Origin of the sequence: Janthinobacterium silvisoli (assembly GCF_014200725.1) — a bacterium.
Lineage (GTDB): Bacteria > Pseudomonadota > Gammaproteobacteria > Burkholderiales > Burkholderiaceae_D > Janthinobacterium.
In genome coordinates this window covers 445,357-462,007 of record NZ_JACHCL010000002.1, presented here as the reverse complement: position 1 = coordinate 462,007, position 16,651 = coordinate 445,357, and the positions used below count along the sequence as shown (strand labels likewise).

The window sequence follows — 16,651 nt, the reverse complement described above, 5'->3', positions numbered from 1 at the left end:
ATGAACAAGTCGGTACGCAGTTTTAAAAGTGGCGCCCAGGCAGGTTTTACCCTGATTGAATTGATCGTCGTGATCGTTATTTTGGGTATTCTGGCGGCGACAGCGATTCCTAAATTCATCGATGTATCGACCGATGCGCGCGTTGCCAAGATGGCGGCGGCGGCCGGTTCGCTCAAGGCTGGTGCTGCACTGTATCACTCACAATGGCTGATCAAGGGTTCCCCAGCCGATGGCAGTACTGTTTCGATGGAAGGCACGCCAATTTCCGCCGTCGGCGGTTATCCAGATGCGACGGCTAACGGCATTCAATTGGCTGCCGGTCTGGTTGCAACGGATTACGCGCTGACTGCGGCGACAGGCTCGTTTACTGTGGCCGATTTAAGCCGTAGCGGATGCTCCGTCGTCTATACGCCTGCTTCCACCAATGCCACGACAGGTGCTGTCACCGCGGCTACCGTTGCGAATAACGCCACTGTAACGACGTGTAAATAATTGTTCCACCGTTTGCAAGGGCACGCTGCGATTGCGGAGCGCCCTTGTGTATCACCAGCCCAACACCAGGCTCTGGCCAGTTGGGCTTTTTTACGGGCCATCTATTGTTAGCACCTTTGAACCTGTTGAAGCATACTGCCCACCCTGACAAGCTGTTTAGCCGGGCGCGTGGCTTTACACTGATCGAACTGGTGGCGGTACTGGTGCTGGCCGGAATATTGGCCGCGTTTGCCGGCGCGCGTTTTTTCCAGCGCGAAGCGTATGACGCGCGCAGCTTCACCGATCAAGCCATGGGCATAATGCGCTATGGACAAAAACTGGCCGTGGCGCAAAACCGGCCCGTGTTCGTGCGCCTCGATGGCGTTAGCGTGGCCTTGTGTTTCGATGCTGCTTGTACTGCCGCCAACCGCGTGCTGCCGCCATCAGGCAGCAACAGCGGCAACAAGGAAACCCTGGCCGCCTGCAATCAGCAAAGCAATTGGCTGTGTGAAGGAAAACCCGCCACCGTCAGCATGGCGACCGTACCGGCCAATACAACAGGCTTTTATTTCGATGCGCTGGGCAAACCGTATGCGCAGGGCGACGTGTTTCCTGCCGCTTCCACCTTTCCTGCCCGCCTGGCCGTGACGATACAGGGCGACGGCAGCACACGCACCATCCAGATTGAAGGGGAGACCGGTTATGTCTACCTCTGAGTTGCTGTATCTTCGCCGCCAGCGCGGCGTGACCCTGATCGAACTGGTGGTATTTATTATCATCGTCGGCGTGGCAGTCACCGCCATCCTGGGCGTGATGAGTTTAACCACGCGCAATAGCGCCGATCCGCAGTTGCGCAAGCAGGCGCTGGCGCTGGCCGAAGGCATGCTCGAAGAAATCGAAGGCGCGCGGTTTACCTTTTGCGCCGTCGATGATCCTGCCGCGGCGACGGCCAAGAGTACGGCTGACTGCACCACGGGGCCGGCAGCGCCGGGTACGCGGCCGTATATGCAAGTGACTGATTATCAGCAAGCCAACCCCTACACCACGGATGCGGCGGGCAATCCTTTCCCTGCCGGCTATAACGCCACCGTCACGATACAGCAGGCCGCCCTGAATGGCGTTGCCGCCAGCGAGTCCTTGTGGATACAGGTTGCCGTCGCTTTCCAGGGCAAGCAGCAAGTCGTGCTCGATGGCTACCGCACGCGCTACGCACCGAACAGTATTCCATGAAGACGTCCTTTTCCCTGCGCCGTACGCGCGGCTTCACCCTGGTGGAACTGGTGATCGTGATTGTTATCACCGGTATTATCGGCGGCATGGTCGCCGTATTTATCCGCGTGCCCGTGCAGGGGTATATCGATGCCACGGCGCGCGCCAACCTGGCCGATACCGCCGATATTGCCACGCGCCGCATCGCGCGCGATCTGCGCCTGGCCTTGCCCAACAGCGTGCGCGTGTCGGCCGATGGGCGCTACCTGGAATTGCTGTTGACCAAGGCCGGTGGCCGCTATCTGAGCGACGATGACGCGCCTGGCCTGGGCGATGTGCTGGGCTTTGATGCGACCGCCACTTACCCCAATCCGAACCGTTTTACGCTGGTGGGCGCCGCGCCCGTCGATGCGCTGGGCGCGCGCCAGCAAATCCAGGTGGGCGACGCGATTGTCGTCTATAACCTGGGACCGGGCTATGAGCCGGCGAATGCCTACAACTGCGCGGCGGGCTGCAACCGCGCCACCGTCACTGGTGTGGCTGGCAACAGCATCACGCTGGCCAATAATCCTTTTGTTGCGCAGCAACCACCGATGTCATCGCCGTCGCACCGTTTCCAGGTAGTCTCGACACCCGTCACCTATGTCTGCGACGCCGTGCGTGGCACCCTGACCCGCTATTCGGGCTATGCGATTCAGGCTGCGCAGCCGGTCGACGCCAGTGCGGCGCCGCTGGTGGCTGCACCGGTGCGCGCCTTGCTGGCGGGGCAGGGCGCCGATTGCATTTTCAGCTACACGCAGCTGGCCAATGTGCAGCGTGGCCTGGTCGGCATCACGCTGAAACTAGGCGTGGCCAGCAGCAATACGGGCACGGTGAGCCTGGTGCAGCAAGTACAAGTGGCCAATACACCATGAGCACCATGAGCACCATGCAGCATTTTTCCCGCATTCGCCAGCGCGGCTTCAGCCTGGTCACCGCCATCTTCCTGCTGGTGGTGCTGGCTGGCCTGGCCGTTGCCATGGTCAATATCAGCACTTTCCAGCAGACCGGTTCGGCCATGGATGTGCAGGGCGCGCGCGTCACCCAGGCGGCCCGCACTGGCCTGGAGTGGGGCTTGTACCAGCAGTTGCGCGTGAACACGGGCGGCAACTGCTTTGCCGATACCTCGTTTGCCTTGCCTGCTGGCACGACGCTGTCCAGCTTTACCGTCAGCGTGCAATGCCGTTTGACGACCAGTCCCGGTACCCTGCGCAGCTGGCAGATCACGGCCACTGCCTGTAACCAGCCGGGAGCGGGCGGCTGCCCGAATCCTGGCAATAACGCTGATTACATTCAGCGCCGTGTGCAGGCGGTGTTGTCGGATTAAGAGACAGATCAAAAAAAGATGAAAAAATGGCCTAATTTATTGTTTTTATACAACAAAATTGGTTTCATGAATTAAAATTGGCGGGATGCATTATCTGCGCAGCAAGATCGCGCAAGCACTTACACTGGACAGGTCGCATGGGTTTATTCGCTAGAGTAAAAAAACAAGAGGGATGGCTGGCGACGGCATTTGATAGCGAAGGCGTGAGCGCCGCCGTGGTCGTGCGCCAAAGGCAGGGTGAGCAGCAAGGCAAACCGCTGGTCAGGCGCGTGGCATTTCAGCCGGGCGTGCGTCCCGCGCCGGCAGATGTGCTCGATAAATTGGCCAAGGAATTACAGGCCGCATCCTACCGCTGTACGACCGTGCTGGCGGCGGGCGAGTACCAATTGCTGTCGGTGGAAGCGCCCGCCGTGCCGCGCGAAGAACTGAAGACGGCCGTCGGCTGGCGGCTGAAAGATATGCTCGATTTTCCGCTGGCCGACGCCACCATCGATGTGTTCGATATTCCCGGCGATGCGAACGCCACCCAGCGCGGCAGCAATGTGTTTGCCGTTGCCGCGCGCAACGCCGCCGTGTCGCGCCGCCAGGCGCTGTATGGCGAGTGCAAGCTCGCCCTGTCCGTGATTGACATTCCCGAAATGGCCCAGCGTAATATCGCCACCTTGCTGGAAACGCCGGGGCGCGGCCTGGCCATGCTGTTCTTTGACGGTGACGGCGGCTTGCTGACGATGAGTTTCGATGGCGAGCTGTACCAGGCGCGCCGCATCGACGTGAAACTGGCGCAGCTGCAATCGGACCAGGCCAGCCAGTATTACGACCGCATCACCCTGGAATTGCAGCGCTCGTTCGACCATTTCGACCGCCAGTTCCATTTCATTTCCCTGTCGCGCCTGATGCTGATGGCAGCCGGTGCCGATGGCTTGCACGGCTATCTGGCCGACAATCTCTACATGCCGGTGGAGCGCCTGGACCTGGACACCATTTTCGATTTCAGCGAAGTTGCCGAATTGCGTAATCCCTTGATACAGGCACGCTACTTCCTGGCGCTGGGCACGGCCCTGCGCGATGAAAGCCGTAGTGGCGGCCATGCCGAAGGGAAGGGGCCATGAGCCAGCAAATCAATCTGTTCAACCCCAAGTTCGAACGGCAAAAACACCAGATATCGGCGCGCGCCGCCAGCCAGTGCCTGGGCTTGCTGTTCGCCGGCTTGCTGGCGCTGAGCCTGTATGGACAGCGCAAGGTAGCCGCACTGGAACAGCAGGAAAGCGCCATCAAGGCTGAGCTGGCGCAGAGCGAAGCGCGGCGTGACAAGGCCCTGCAAGATTTTCCGCCACGCCATAAGGATCCTGCGGTGGCACAGCAACTGGCCGCTGCCGAGGCGCAGCAGAAACTGGTGCAGGATGCGACCGGCATCCTGGGACGTGGTGAACTGGGCAATACACAGGGCTATGCCGGCTACTTCCGCGCGCTGGCGCAGGCCAGGGTGGAAGGCGTCTGGCTGACGCGTGTGAGTATCAGCGGCGCCGGTAATGAAATCGGCCTGGAAGGACGCGCCCTGCATGCCTCGCTGCTGCCAGCCTATATCAATCGCGTGGGCCAGCAAGACGTGTTCAAGGGGAAAACCTTTGCCAGCCTCGATATCGGGCCGCCCGATGCAGCAGTAAATGCGCCGCCTGCCGATGGCAAGAGCGTCAAAGCAGCGCCTTATGTGGTGTTCAGCCTGCAATCGACGCGTACAGCAGCCGAGGCTGCTGCATCAGCGCCAGCACCGCAAGCGGGAGGGCAGCACTGATGCTGGCAAAACTGAAAAAATGGGCGGCCACTTTCGACGCCCTCAGCCTGCGCGAGCGCTCCATGGTCTTCCTGGCCGCCGTTGCCGTGCTGATTTTCCTGTTTTATTTCTGGCTGCTCACGCCCTTGCTGGCCAGCTACGCCAGACTGGGCGCCAGTATTGCACAAACGCAAACCCTGATCGGCACGACGAACCAGGAAATCGCGCTCACCTTGACTGCCCATAGCGTGGACCCGGACCAGCTGGCACGGACCCGGCTGGAAGCACTGCTCAAGGAAACGTCGGACCTGACGCGCAATTTGCGGCAGATGCAGCACGGTCTGGTGGCGCCGGAACGCATGCTTACCTTGCTGGAAAGCCTGCTGCGTCAGCATGCGCAATTGCGTCTGGTGTCGCTGACGACCTTGCCTAGCGACACGATCGGGCAGCCGCCGCCGGTGGCTGCTGCAACGCCTGCTGCAGGTGCACCCGCTGTCGCTACGGCAGTCTTGCACCGGCATGGCGTGGAAGTGGTGGTGCAAGGTAGTTATGGCGAGATGGTCAACTATATGCAGGCGCTGCAAACCATGCCGACCCAGGTGTTCTGGGGCAAGGCGCATCTGGACGCCAGCAGCTATCCTGCCGCTACCCTGACCCTGACGGTGTATACCCTGAGCATGGATGATAAATGGATGGCCTTATGATGCTGCGTTCCGTTTTGTGTGCTGGCCTGGCCTGGTGCTGCGTGCAGGCTGCTTACGCTCAGGCGATCGATGATCCCACACGCCCGCCGGCAGCCCTGTGGGCGCCGGCCGTCAGCGAGGCGGCGCCGCCCAAACCGGCCCGGCCGCAATTGCAATCGGTGCTGATATCGGACAAGCCGGGTGGACGGCGTTTGGCCGTGATCGATGGCCAGATCGTGCGCCAGGGATCGAAAGTGGGTAGCGCCGTGGTGGTGGAGATTCAGGACACGGCGGTAGTGCTGCGGCGCGGAAAAACGCTGGAAACCTTCAAGCTTTATCCAGCCCCCAGGAATGAAAACAAGCCCGGCGCAAGCGTGGGCCGCAAGCAGGAGTAAAAGAAGTGGCGATGCATATTACATACAAGGCAAGCATGTTCAAGATCAGCAAGGTGGCGGCCGTGATCGGCGTCAGCATGGGCCTGGCGGCCTGCAATGTCGCCCCCGTCAAGCGCGATACCTACAACGCCATCACCGATGCCGTGAAGGGCGCTGCGGCGACGACTTCTCCTGCCGCCCAGTCGGATGCGGTCGAAGCGGCGCTGCTGCCGCCCGTCGCCACCCTGGCCCAGCAATTGCCGAAGGCGCGCGAGGCGCTCGATGAACGTTTCAACGTAGCCTTCAACAATGTGCCGGCACGCCAGTTCTTCACGTCCATCGTGGCTGGCACGCGCTACAACATGCTGGTCCATCCCGATATCGGCGGCACGATTTCCGCCAACCTCAAGGACGTGACCCTGTTCCAGGCGCTCGACGCCGTGCGCGAACTGTATGGCTACGACTACAAGGTCGAAGGCACGCAAATCTTTATCAAGCCCCTGACCATGCAGACGCGCTTGTTCCACGTTAATTACCTGACGGGGTCGCGCAAGGGCAGTTCCAACCTGCGCGTATCGTCCACTTCGGTGGCCTCGGTAGGCCCGACCAGCTCGGGCAGCAATGGCAACGGCCAGAACCCGTTGCCGACTAACGGGCAGAACCAGCAAAGTGGTGTTCCGGGCCAGGGGCCGGGGCAAGACAGCAGCAACTTGACCACCACCTCGACAGCTGATTTCTGGCCCGAGCTGAAAGCCTCGCTTGAAGCCATCGTGGGCAGCACGGAAGGCGGGCGCCAGGTGGTGCTGAGCCCGCAATCGGGCGTGATCGTGATCCGCGCCATGCCCGACGAGCTGCGCAATGTAGACCTGTACCTGAAGGCGACCCAATTGTCGGTCGACCGCCAGGTGATCCTGGAAGCGAAGATCCTGGAAGTGGAACTCAATGACAATACCCAGACCGGCATCAACTGGGCCTCGTTTGCATCGATCAAGAGCGGCCATACCAACCGCATCTCGACCGGCTTCATCCAGCCGGGTGCCAATCTGGCGCCCTTGCCATTCAACGGCGGCCAGCCGCCGAATATGGCCAATGGCAGCGGCTTGACGGCCAGCAGCGGTTTTGGCCTGAGCTCGGCGGCCACCTCGGCCGGCTCCATGTTCGGCCTGGCTTTCCAGACGGCCAATTTTGCCGCCATGATTTCCTTCCTGGAATCGCAAGGTTCCGTGCATGTGCTGTCGAGCCCGCGTATCGCCACCATGAACAACCAGAAAGCCGTGCTGAAGATCGGCACCGACGAGTTTTATGTAACGGGTGTCTCGACCACCACCAATACCACGGCCAGCGGCGCCACCACCAGCCCCAACGTCACCTTGCAGCCTTTCTTTTCCGGCGTGGTGCTGGATGTGACGCCGCAGATCGATGCCGACGGCAATATCATCCTGCACGTGCACCCGTCCGTCAGCCAGGTCAGCACCGTCAACAAGGAAGTGGACCTGGGCAGCGCCGGTTCGCTCAAGCTGCCGCTGGCCGCCTCGAGCACTTCGGAAATGGATAGCATGGTGCGCAGCCAGGATGGCCGCATCGTCGCCATCGGCGGCCTGATGCGCCAGGCAACCACTTCAGACCGCTCGCAAGTGCCGGGCGCCGGCGACATTCCCGTGCTGGGCGCATTGTTCCGCAACACGGGGCAAGTGATACAGAAACGTGAACTGGTGGTGCTGATCAAGCCGACCATCGTCGATGGCGCCAATAGCTGGAACGAAGACTTGATCGATTCGGGCAAGCGCATCGAGGCGCTCGATCCGCGCCGCCCATCGGAGCGGCGCTAAATGTACCAGGCCCATTTCGGCTTGCGCGAGCCGCCGTTTGGCCTCACGCCCGATACCAGTTTCTTTTTCAATGGCCCGCAATCGCAAAAGGCCTTGAACACCTTGCTGGTGGCGGCGCGCAATGGCGAAGGCTTCATCAAGATCACGGGCGAGGTGGGGACTGGGAAAACTTTCCTGTGCCGCAAGTTCATGCAATCCTTGGGCGATGATTTTGTCACGGCCTATATTCCCAATCCGAACCTGCCGCCGCGTTCGCTGATCCTGGCGCTGGCCGACGATCTCGACGTGTTGCTGGAAAAAGATGCAGACCAGCATCAGCTACTGAAAGGCATCAACCTGCGCCTGCTGAACCTGGCGGCACAGGGTAAGCGCGTGCTGCTGTGCCTGGATGAAGCGCAAGCGATTCCCGTCGACAGCCTGGAAGCGCTGCGTTTGCTGACCAACCTGGAAACGGAAAAACGCAAGCTGCTGCAAATCGTGCTGTTTGGCCAGCCCGAACTGGACGTCAAGCTGGCCTTGCCTGAAATCCGCCAGCTGGCGCAGCGCATCACTTTTCACTATCACCTGGGGCCGCTGTCGCGCGACGACCTGGATTTTTACGTGGCGCACCGGCTGCGCGTGGCCGGCTTCGCGGGCGCCCGACTGTTCAGCCGGGGCGGCGTGGCCCGCCTGTATGCAGCCAGCGGCGGCATCCCGCGGCTAGTCAACATCATGGCGCACAAGGCCTTGATGCTAGCGTATGGCGAAGGGAAGCAGCAAGTGAGCCGCCGCCATGTGGCGCTCGCTGCCAGCGACACGGTGGCAGTCAGCCGGCGCTGGTGGCCAGGGCTGGCTGGCGCTGCCGTGCTGGCCGTGGGCGCCGCCGTGATCTGGATACTATTGAAATGAATATGACAAATGAGCTTGATTAACAAAATGCTGCAAGACCTCGACGCCCGCGGTACTCCCGACGGGCGTGGCGACGCCGGGGGCATCCGTTCCGTTCCTGAACGCGAGCATGGCTTGCCGCGCGCGCTGGTGTTTGGCGGCGCCGCTGGCTTGACGGCCGTCGCCATCGCCCTGGGCTGGGTCTACCTGAAGCGTCCGTCTGTGCCGCCGATGCTGGTCAATGTGGCCAGCTTGGCGGCGCCTGCTCCAGCCCCAGCCCCTGCGCCAGTTGTCGCAGTAGTACCTACACCAGTTACGGTTCCTGAACCGGTGGCGCCAGTGGCAGTGCCCGAACCGGCGCCCGTCAAGGATCGCCCGGAAGAGCTGCGCCGCATCACGGCCAAACCCGCGAAGAGTGCCGTGGCGCCCTTGATTAAAGTAGCAGTGCCTGCCGCCATCAGCGAAAAAATCATCGAAGGTAAGCAAGTCACGCCGCAGCAGCGCGTGGAAAACGAGTACCGCCGCGCACTGGGCTATCTTCAGGATGGCAGGGTGGCCGAAGCCATGGCCGGTTTGCAGCACACCCTGCAGCTGGACCCGCGCCACCAGGGCGCGCGCGAAACCCTGATCCGTTTGCTGCTGGAAGCGCAGCGCCCGGACGATGCCGTGCGCCAATTGCAGCTGAGCCTGGGCCTGGACCCGAAACAGCCGGCGCAAGCGATGATGCTGGCCAGGCTGCAACTCGATAAAAACGCAAGCGCCGCGCTCGACACCCTGATGCGCAGCCTGCCGTACGCAGCCGATAATGGCGAATACCGCGCCTTTTTGGCCGGCGTGCTGCAGCGTCAACAGCGCTACCACGATGCCGCCGAACAATACGAGCTGGCCCTGCAGGGTGCGCCCGACAACAGCGTCTGGTGGATGGGTCTGGGGATTGCCTTGCAGGCAGACAACCATCCAGACCAGGCGCGCCAGGCGTACGAGCGTGCCAAGGGCTTGCAAACCCTGTCGCCACAATTGCAGGCGTTTGTTGAGCGCAAGCTGGTGCAACTGACAGCGCCGACGACCAGGTAACAATCTGCCTATCATCACATTCTTGAATTAACCGAGGCGTGCGTTGTACCCAACGACTGTAAAAATTGAACGGGTTTTCCCTATCGAGCGCCATAAAAACCGGCACGGGAAGTGTACCGAGTTTGGTTTCGCCACGGCCAGCAGCCGGCATTACTCGCTCACGCTTCCGGGCTGGCCTGCTATCGAGGCTGGCATGGAAGTGACCGCCATCCTTGAGCGGGAAGGGGACTGGGCGACCTTGCGAGGTTGGGTCAACCACACTTCCGGCGAGGTGGTGTCGCCATCACGCGGCGATTGGATCTTTCAGTTGGTCGTTGCGTTCTTGCTGGCAAGCTGGGTGTCCATCGCGTGGGCCAGTTCAGTCCGCTGCTGTTGTTTCTGCTCTATGGCATGCCGTGCGCATGGATGCTGCGCCGGGCATATCGAGTGAGGGCAGCGTTGGAGGCCGTGCTTGAAAATCGAGCCACGGCACGTTGACGCGCCGCTCAATGATGGCGATTGCTTGCCATCGAGATATTCATGGACGAGGCTTGTTTGAATTTCTTTGCTCTGAAAGTCCTGGCATCGACATTGCTGGGCGTGCTGCTTGCGTTAAGTTGTCTTTTAAGTAGTGCCCATGCCGCTAGCACGGCCGGCGCACCGTCTGCCTATGTTCTTGATAATACGGAAGTGCGCGATATCCATGCGCAAGCCTTGAAGCGGGATTACCAGGTATATGTGGCCTTGCCCGATTCCTATCGTGAGGGAAATAAGCGTTATCCGGTATTGTTCGTGGTTGACGCCAATTATGCGTTTCCCGTCGTACGCAATATTACTCAGCGCCTGAGCAAGCATGCGGGGATGGAAGAGGTGGTGGTGGTCGGCCTGTCGTACGCCAATGGCGACAGTGGGGTGTACAGCCGCCGCCGCGATTACACGCCAACCATTCCGCGCAAGCATGATTACCGCTCTGATATGCCGGGACGGCAACCCGCGTTTGGCGAGGCCAAGGCCTATGCCCAGTTCATCTCGGGAGAAGTGTTTCCATTCATCGCCCAGCGTTATCGCGTGAACATGCAGCGCAAGGTTTTCATAGGCCATTCCTACGGCAGTCTGCTGGGCTTGCAATTCCTGCTGACCGAGCCGCGGACCTTCGAGCACTACATCCTGGGCAGCCCGTCGCTGTGGTATGACGCCGGCGTGATGTTTGACCGTGAGCAGGCGTATGCCGCCAGTCACAAGGATCTTCCTGCGTCGGTATTTTTTGGCATCGGCGGCCTGGAAAAGCTGGCGCCAGGAAAAAAACGCTCGCGCTCGGAGGAAGACGCCGACATGGTGGCGGACTTGCGCGAGTTTGACGGAAAACTGACATCGCACAAGTTCCCGAACCTGAAAACGCGCTTGCGCGTATTCGAAGATGAAGACCATGCGAGCGTATTTCCTTTTGTCCTGACGCATGGATTACGGGCTTACCTGAAATCGGAAAAATGAAAATGGTGACGCTATGCTATGGCGGGGATGATCAATAGACGGTACTAATCACCAGGAAGGATTATCTATGTCAGCTCCGATTTTTTCCCAACCCAGCATTTCTGAAGAAGCCATCGCCGCCATGGCGGACACGATGCGCAGCGGCTGGATTGCCAGCGCTCCTCTGGTACAGGAATTTGAACGTGCGCTGGCGCCGCTGGCCTGCGCCCTGAAACCGATATGGCTCCTGAAGATATAAATAGCTTGACCTTCTCAGTACGGGAAGCTCCACAGTGGCAGCATTCAAGGAGATTCCCGTATGCCAAAAATCACAGTAGTGCCCCATCCTGAGCTGGCTCCCACCGGCGCCGTGCTCGATGTGCCCGAAAACACCAGTATCTGCGATGCCTTGCTCTTGCATCATATAGACATCGAGCACGCCTGCGGACAAGTCGGCGCGTGCTCCACCTGCCACGTGGTCGTGCGCGAGGGCTACGCGTCCTTGAGTCCCTTCGGCGATTACGAAGAGGATATGCTTGACCAGGCATGGGGCTTGCAGCCCCAATCGCGCCTGTCTTGCCAGGCGCGCGTCGGTGGCGAAGACTTGACGGTGGAGATACCGAAATACTCGATCAATCATGCCAAAGAGAAATCTTAGCAACCGCCGTGCGGCTGTTGCCATGTGATGATCGCCACCGGGAAACTGGTACAGGGCTTACATGGTTTCCGGCTGCAAGATCGCCAGCAGTTCCTGGCGCATCCATGCATGCGCATCGGTGCGCAGATAGTTTTTGTGGCAATACACTTTGACAGCGTAGTGTGGGATGGCAAACGGCGCCTTGTAGATGCTGAAAGGGGCCGCCGCGCTGAGTATTTCGGCAGCCCGGCGCGGCATGGTTAAAATCAGCTCGCTTTCTGCAATGATGAAAGGGGCGGCCAGCACGGTCGGCAGGTGCACGCTGACCTCGCGCTTGAGCGACAGCCCATCGAGTACATGATCGATGGCGCCGTGCGTTTCATTCCATGGCGTGACGACGGCATGGCGTTCCTGCAGATAGTTTTCCAGTGTGAGCTGTCCGCGTATGCGCGGATGATGCCGGCTGGCGATGACCACATAGTCATCTGTGAACCAGTCGAAATCCTCCACGCCGTCAGGCAAGGCGTCGCGTTCCTCGCTGTATCCTAGTGCAAAGTCGATGCGGCCGGCCGCCAGTTCCTCGATTGATACTTTTCTATTCGAATAGACCACCCGGACATGCACATGTGGCGCTATGTTTTGCAAGCGTGCAATGAGTTTAGGCAGCACTGCAACGATGGTGTAATCGGTAGCGGAGAAAACGAAAGTGCGGTGGCTCGATGCAGGCGCAAAGCCGTGGTTTGCGCTGATGCTGTCTTGCAGCACTTTCAAGGCGCCGGCCACTGGCGCTGCCAGCTGTTCCGCACGCACGGTCGCTTGCATGCGCTGGCCCTGGCGCACGAATAATTCATCGTTCAGTGAAACACGCAAGCGGGCAAGTGCGTGACTGAAGGCTGACGCGCTCATGGACAGTTCATGGGACGCGGCAGTGACCGAGCGCAGCCGGTAAAGCGCGTCAAAGACAGGCAAGAGGTTCAGATCAAGGCGGCGCAGGTCAGGATGCATGGTGTGCATTATATCGTGAAATAAATGCACTGGATGCAGTACTCGTCTGCCTTTATGATGGTTCTCCTCGCGCTACACATGGCGTGTAGACAATTAATCATCAGGAGTTTTATCGTGACTATTCAAATCCGCGATGCGGTACGAGCGGACGCAGCGCTTATCCTTGGTTTCATCACAGAACTGGCAATTTTCGAGAAGGCTGAACACGAAGTCGTGGCGACTTTGGCCGATATCGAAGACAGCCTGTTTGCCGACCATGCCACTGCCCGTGCGCTTATTTGCAGCATCGGTGACAAAGCAGTCGGCTATGCGGTGTATTTCTTGAGCTATTCCACCTGGCTGGGCCGCAAGGGACTGTATCTGGAAGATTTGTATATATCGCCCGAACATCGCGGCGCCGGTGCAGGGAAATTCATGCTCGGTCATCTGGCCTGCCTGGCGCGCGATACTGGTTGCGGCCGTTTTGAGTGGAGCGTGCTCGACTGGAACGAACCAGCGATCCAGTTTTATCGCAGTATCGGCGCTACCGCGCAAGATGAATGGGTGCGTTACCGTATCGCGGGAGACGCCTTGCTGCATTTTTCCGATCAGCATAGCAAGAGCTTGCCCGGGAATCAGAGCCTTTAGGGACAGGCCTGTTGAGCAGGCAACACCGTTGCCAGAGTTGACTGCGGATGGCAAGGCCGTCCGCGTTGGGGCGCCAGATACAGGCAGGCAACAGCGTGCATGATGGCGGGCTCTCTTCGTTGCCCAGCGTTTCGGGAAAGGCGCGTTCCAGGCGGCCGTTGTCGCCTGCGCGCGTGACGCCACGCTGAAACCATCAGTCTGCCTCTGTCAGTTCGCTCGCGGTTCCGGTATCATTCGGCATGAATAAGATTTCTTTCCAACCGTTTATTATTGGTGTCGCTGGCGGTAGCGGCAGTGGCAAGTCTACAGTATCCCAGCAAGTGCTGGCATCGTTTGGTGCTGATATGGTCTCGGTCGTGATGCAGGACGATTACTACTGCGATCAAACCCATCTCAGCCCTGAAGTGCGTCGCGAGCAGAATTACGACCATCCGCAAGCGTTCGAGTGGCCATTGCTGGTACAGCATGTGCAGGCCTTGCGCAATGGCGAGGCGATCGAGATGCCGGAGTACGACTTCACCCTCCACAATCGCTCCAGCAGGACCATTCCAGTCAAACCAGCCCCGGTGATCGTGATTGAAGGCCTGTTTGCCTTGTATGACGAAGACTTGCGCAACATGATGTCGCTGAAGATCTTTGTCGACACCGCCTCCGACGTGCGCTTTATTCGCCGCATGCAAAGGGATATTACCGAACGCGGCCGCTCGGTGGAAAGTGTCATCGAGCAGTATCTGGAAACAGTACGCCCGATGCACAAGCAATTCATTGAGCCAACCAAACGCAATGCCGATATCATCTTACCGCATGGCGCCAATGGCCCAGCGGTTGATATGATCACCACCAAGGTGGCGAGCGTGATAGGCCAGTTGAAGCGGCCCTGATTCGATACGCTGAGCCACGCCAGCGGCCGTCCTGCGTACAGGCGCCGGACGGCGGCTACAGGCGCGCCTCGTCCCCCCACACATGCCGCATGCTGAAGTGCATATGCGCATCGTCTTCGTGCAAGCAGGCGATGATGGCGTACTGGCTGTCGCCGGTATTGCGCGGCAAGGTCGAAGGCAGTTCGGCGGCCGGTAGCGGTGCGCCTTGCGGATTGCTGAGCGGGTGCACATAGGCGGCGCCCCTTTGCGTGACCACCCCCAGTTCCCCATTGCGCAGGCGTACCAGGGTACCCGGCGGGTATTTACCGAGGATCGCCACGAATTGCTCGGCCAGCAGCGGGTCGATGGCCAGGTCCTGGTCGAGGAAGATCTGCTGCAGCGCCTGGTCCGGCAGGATGGAGCGCCGGTAATTGCGGGCCGAGACGCGCGCGCAATAGCGGTCGGCCAGGCCGATCAGCTTAGCGTTTTGCAGGATTTCATCGCCGCTGCGTCCCTCGGGATAGCCGCTGCCGTCCTCGTTTTCATGGTGCAACAGCACGCAACTGAGCCATTCTTCATCTTCGACCCCGGCGCAGCGCAGCAGTTCCGCACTTTCTACCGGATGCAGGCGCACGATGCGCATTTCTTCATCGGTCAAAGGGCCGCGCTTATCCTGGAAACTGTCATGGTGGTACAGCATGCCCACGTTCATGGTCAGCGCGGCGGCGCCGATGCGCAGCAATTCATCGTCTGGCTTGCCCATGGCCTGGCCCACCAGCATGGCCAGCAGCGCCGTTTCGATGCAGTGGCGCACGGCATAGCGGCCGGCGATCTGGTTCAGCAAGATACTGGCCAGGGCGATATCGGCGTCGAGCGCCAGGGCGCGCAGCAGTTCGCGGGCAATCCCGCGCACGTCGCGCTCGGCGTTGCCTTCCTTGCGCAAGTCCAGCAGAAGCCGGTCCAGGCGTTGCGCGCTTTCATTGAGCAGGTGTAATACAGATGGTTGTTCTGGCGAGCCGGTGTACAAGCCCATCTGCAGCAAACGCGCCAGTTGCGCGCCATCGCTGATAGTCTGCCCCTTGCGCAATTGCGGACCTGCGCTGTGATCGGCCAGGTACAAATCCCAGGGCAGGGGTTCGCCAGGAACCAGGTCGGCCAAGCCGATGCGACGCTGAACCATGCTAGTCTCCGTTCTGCTCCCCTGCCTGCAGCCTTGGCCGCTGGCGGAAAGCTTTTATATTGCTGCCAGGCGTGCCAGCGCCAGGCGCAGGGTGTCATCCTGTTTGGCAAAGCAGAAGCGCACGATGCCCGACTCCTTGCCTTGCGCATAAAATGCCGATACGGGGATGGCGGCCACCTTGATTTCGCTGGTCAGCCATTCGGCGAACTGCGCCTCGCTCTGCTGCGAAATGGCCTCATAGCGCACGCACTGGAAATACGTGCCATCGGCCGGCAGCAGGGTAAACCGGCTGCCCGCCAGGCCATCGCGGAACAGGTCGCGCTTGCGCTGGTAAAAGGCGGGCAAGTCCAGATACGGCTGCGGATCGGCCATATACGCCGCTACGCCGTGCTGCATCGGCGTGTTGACCGTAAAAACATTGTACTGATGCACCTTGCGGAACTCGGCCGACAAGCTCGCTGGCGCCGCTACATAGCCGATTTTCCAGCCCGTCACGTGATACGTCTTGCCGAAGCTGGAAACGATAAAGCTGCGCGCCGCCAGTTCCGGATGGCGGCTCAGCGAAACGTGTTGCTGGCCGTCGTAGACCATGTGTTCATAGACTTCGTCCGACAGGATCAATATCTGCGTGCCGCGCACGATGTCGGCCAGCGCTGCCACGTCGGACGGACGCAAGATGGTACCGGTCGGATTGTGTGGCGTATTGATGATGATCAAACGCGTCTTTGGTGTGACGGCGGTGGCCAGCTTGGCCCACGGCACGCTGTAGCCGTGTTCATGAACTTCCATCGCCACCAGCACGGGCACACCACCGGCCAGCGCGATGGCCGGCAAATAGCTGTCGTAAGCCGGTTCGATGACGATCACTTCATCGCCAGGGTGCACGCAGCATAGAATTGCCGTGGTCAGCGCCTGGGTGGCGCCTGCCGTGACGGTGATTTCCGTGGCGGCGTCATATCGATGGCCGTACAGGCTGGCGATCTTGGCCGCGATGGCCTCGCGCAGGGGCGCCGCACCGGTCATCAAAGGATACTGGTTGTGGCCAGCATGCATGGCCTCGCTGACTCTTTCGATCAGGGCCGGCGCGCAGCCGAAATCAGGAAAACCCTGGCCCAGGTTGACAGCGCCGTGCTGGGCCGCCAGGGCCGACATGCGTGTAAACACCGTGGTGCCCACGGCAGGCAAACGGGTTTGCAGGGCAGGGGTCTGGCTGGAGTAAGGCGTGTTATTCATGGGCAATCAGGCGATG

20 protein-coding genes are annotated in these 16,651 nt (G+C 60.3%); 17 read left to right on the top strand and 3 right to left on the bottom strand.

Annotated features, from left to right (window positions below):
- The 15 genes from HDE75_RS26955 to fdx all read left to right on the top strand — a co-directional run bounded on the left by HDE75_RS26955 (position 1) and on the right by fdx (position 11,751).
- The gene (locus tag HDE75_RS26955; protein WP_183677399.1) at positions 1-492 is read left to right on the top strand and encodes a type II secretion system protein; all 492 of its coding nucleotides are present in this window, start codon (positions 1-3) and stop codon (positions 490-492) included.
- Between the two features lie 125 nt (positions 493-617).
- Positions 618-1,187 carry a pilus assembly FimT family protein gene (locus HDE75_RS12245; protein WP_183677400.1) on the top strand — a complete coding sequence of 190 codons (570 nt, stop codon included), beginning with the start codon at positions 618-620 and terminating at the stop codon, positions 1,185-1,187.
- Positions 1,174-1,701, top strand: coding sequence for a prepilin-type N-terminal cleavage/methylation domain-containing protein (locus HDE75_RS12240; RefSeq protein WP_183677401.1), 528 nt, complete (start codon positions 1,174-1,176; stop codon positions 1,699-1,701). The genes HDE75_RS12245 and HDE75_RS12240 overlap by 14 nt, the downstream gene beginning before the upstream one ends.
- The gene (locus HDE75_RS12235) at positions 1,698-2,594 is read left to right on the top strand and encodes a prepilin-type N-terminal cleavage/methylation domain-containing protein (RefSeq protein WP_183677402.1); all 897 of its coding nucleotides are present in this window, start codon (positions 1,698-1,700) and stop codon (positions 2,592-2,594) included. Before HDE75_RS12240 ends, HDE75_RS12235 begins: the two co-directional genes overlap by 4 nt.
- The gene (locus HDE75_RS12230; protein ID WP_260173983.1) at positions 2,591-3,046 is read left to right on the top strand and encodes a pilus assembly PilX family protein; all 456 of its coding nucleotides are present in this window, start codon (positions 2,591-2,593) and stop codon (positions 3,044-3,046) included. The genes HDE75_RS12235 and HDE75_RS12230 overlap by 4 nt, the downstream gene beginning before the upstream one ends.
- Positions 3,047-3,183: 137 nt before the next feature.
- The gene (locus HDE75_RS12225; protein ID WP_183677403.1) at positions 3,184-4,155 is read left to right on the top strand and encodes a type IV pilus biogenesis protein PilM; all 972 of its coding nucleotides are present in this window, start codon (positions 3,184-3,186) and stop codon (positions 4,153-4,155) included.
- Positions 4,152-4,838 carry a PilN domain-containing protein gene (locus HDE75_RS12220; protein WP_183677404.1) on the top strand — a complete coding sequence of 229 codons (687 nt, stop codon included), beginning with the start codon at positions 4,152-4,154 and terminating at the stop codon, positions 4,836-4,838. Before HDE75_RS12225 ends, HDE75_RS12220 begins: the two co-directional genes overlap by 4 nt.
- Positions 4,838-5,521 (top strand): type II secretion system protein GspM, encoded by a 684-nt coding sequence (gene gspM / locus HDE75_RS12215; protein ID WP_183677405.1) that lies wholly within the window; start codon positions 4,838-4,840, stop codon positions 5,519-5,521. The genes HDE75_RS12220 and gspM overlap by 1 nt, the downstream gene beginning before the upstream one ends.
- Positions 5,518-5,895, top strand: coding sequence for an MSHA biogenesis protein MshK (locus HDE75_RS12210; RefSeq protein WP_260173982.1), 378 nt, complete (start codon positions 5,518-5,520; stop codon positions 5,893-5,895). The genes gspM and HDE75_RS12210 overlap by 4 nt, the downstream gene beginning before the upstream one ends.
- An 11-nt stretch (positions 5,896-5,906) precedes the next feature.
- The gene (gene mshL / locus HDE75_RS12205) at positions 5,907-7,703 is read left to right on the top strand and encodes a pilus (MSHA type) biogenesis protein MshL (protein ID WP_260173981.1); all 1,797 of its coding nucleotides are present in this window, start codon (positions 5,907-5,909) and stop codon (positions 7,701-7,703) included.
- A complete protein-coding gene (locus HDE75_RS12200; protein WP_183677406.1) occupies positions 7,704-8,591 on the top strand; it encodes an ExeA family protein in 888 nt (295 codons plus the stop codon).
- A gap of 9 nt (positions 8,592-8,600) precedes the next feature.
- Positions 8,601-9,644: a tetratricopeptide repeat protein gene (locus HDE75_RS12195; RefSeq protein ID WP_183677407.1), complete on the top strand. Its 1,044-nt coding sequence runs from the start codon at positions 8,601-8,603 to the stop codon at positions 9,642-9,644.
- 519 nt (positions 9,645-10,163) lie between these two features.
- Complete coding sequence (locus tag HDE75_RS12190; RefSeq protein ID WP_183677408.1) at positions 10,164-11,114, top strand: alpha/beta hydrolase; 951 nt, start codon at positions 10,164-10,166, stop codon at positions 11,112-11,114.
- Positions 11,115-11,181: 67 nt separating this feature from the next.
- Positions 11,182-11,352, top strand: a complete 171-nt coding sequence (locus tag HDE75_RS12185) for a DegT/DnrJ/EryC1/StrS aminotransferase family protein (RefSeq protein ID WP_183677409.1) — start codon at positions 11,182-11,184, stop codon at positions 11,350-11,352.
- Between the two features lie 60 nt (positions 11,353-11,412).
- Entirely contained in the window at positions 11,413-11,751 is a 339-nt protein-coding gene (fdx, locus tag HDE75_RS12180) for an ISC system 2Fe-2S type ferredoxin (protein WP_183677410.1), read from the top strand.
- Between the two features lie 57 nt (positions 11,752-11,808).
- Here the strand turns inward: fdx and HDE75_RS12175 are convergent, their stop codons facing one another.
- Positions 11,809-12,735 carry a LysR family transcriptional regulator gene (locus HDE75_RS12175; protein WP_183677411.1) on the bottom strand — a complete coding sequence of 309 codons (927 nt, stop codon included), beginning with the start codon at positions 12,733-12,735 and terminating at the stop codon, positions 11,809-11,811.
- Positions 12,736-12,849: 114 nt separating this feature from the next.
- On the opposite strand from HDE75_RS12175, the gene HDE75_RS12170 reads away from it, so the two are divergent.
- Positions 12,850-13,362 carry a GNAT family N-acetyltransferase gene (locus tag HDE75_RS12170; RefSeq protein ID WP_183677412.1) on the top strand — a complete coding sequence of 171 codons (513 nt, stop codon included), beginning with the start codon at positions 12,850-12,852 and terminating at the stop codon, positions 13,360-13,362.
- A 239-nt stretch (positions 13,363-13,601) separates the two neighbouring features.
- Positions 13,602-14,243 (top strand): uridine kinase, encoded by a 642-nt coding sequence (gene udk / locus HDE75_RS12165; protein ID WP_183677413.1) that lies wholly within the window; start codon positions 13,602-13,604, stop codon positions 14,241-14,243.
- A 55-nt stretch (positions 14,244-14,298) separates the two neighbouring features.
- On the opposite strand, the gene HDE75_RS12160 is transcribed toward udk, so the two are convergent.
- Together HDE75_RS12160 and HDE75_RS12155 are read right to left on the bottom strand one after the other, a co-directional pair.
- Positions 14,299-15,402, bottom strand: a complete 1,104-nt coding sequence (locus tag HDE75_RS12160; protein ID WP_183677414.1) for an HD-GYP domain-containing protein — start codon at positions 15,400-15,402, stop codon at positions 14,299-14,301.
- Positions 15,403-15,456: 54 nt separating this feature from the next.
- Positions 15,457-16,635 (bottom strand): pyridoxal phosphate-dependent aminotransferase, encoded by a 1,179-nt coding sequence (locus HDE75_RS12155; protein WP_183677415.1) that lies wholly within the window; start codon positions 16,633-16,635, stop codon positions 15,457-15,459.
- Between the last annotated feature and the right edge of the window lie 16 nt (positions 16,636-16,651).